This is a genomic window from Cyanobium sp. NIVA-CYA 375 (genome assembly GCF_056108345.1).
In genome coordinates, this window is the sequence record NZ_JBSYHW010000302.1 from 1 (window position 1) to 814 (window position 814).

At 66.2% G+C, this 814-nt stretch carries 1 protein-coding gene; it reads right to left on the reverse strand.

Annotated elements, in window-relative coordinates; translation table 11 throughout:
• On the reverse strand, positions 1-814 hold an 814-nt coding region (locus tag AC01FP_RS18220; protein ID WP_474482241.1), incomplete at both ends, for a hypothetical protein.

Here is an 814-nt window from a genome sequence, read left to right on the forward strand (position 1 = left end):
GGCGCGGCTGGGCCTTGTCCACCACCAGGCGGCCGTCCGCACCGACGACCGGCACGCCGTTGGCGTCGAGCACCGCATCCCGGGCAGAAACCTGCACATCCTCGTAACCCACTCCGCCAATGAGCGAGAGCGACTGGGTGACCGGAACCGTGACATCAGCACGCACGTGTGCGTCACGAATGCGCTGGTCGAGGTTGGAAACATCCTCCTGCATCCACCCGGCGCCGACACCCAGACCGACCGGCAGCGGTTCGCCCGGGCGAGTCCCGAGGCGGACCGAGGCATTCTGCACCAGACTGTCATCGAATACGTCGACCGGATCGGCGCCCGGTGCGGTGACCACCGCATCGGGGGATTCGATCCGGGTGTAGCCAATCCGGTAACTTGCCGAGACATCCACGTCTCCGGCACGGGTGGCGAGGTTCGGACCGGCGTAGACCGAATAGATCCGGCTGTCGGAGCCTTGCTCCAGCAGGGTATTCGGCGTGAGGCCCCCGTTTCCGTCCACCCGGGTCCGGGCAGCAAGGCCCCCGGCTTCGACGGTCAGCACCTGCGGCACGATCGAAGCGTAGCCCCGCGCTACCCCGCTCACCGTGTCAAAGTCGACCGCATCGCCATAACCGACATTGTATTCGTAGCGGATCGACATCGAAGCACCGTTGTTGCGCCCGGTCACGCTCGTATCCACGCCCGCCGCAAGCTGGGTGAAAGTCACCACCTCATCGCCGGGCGAAAGCTCAGCCACGACCAGCTGCGACGCTTCGATATAGGGCTCGATCCGGACATTGCGACCGCCGCCGGAGCGTTCGCTCCG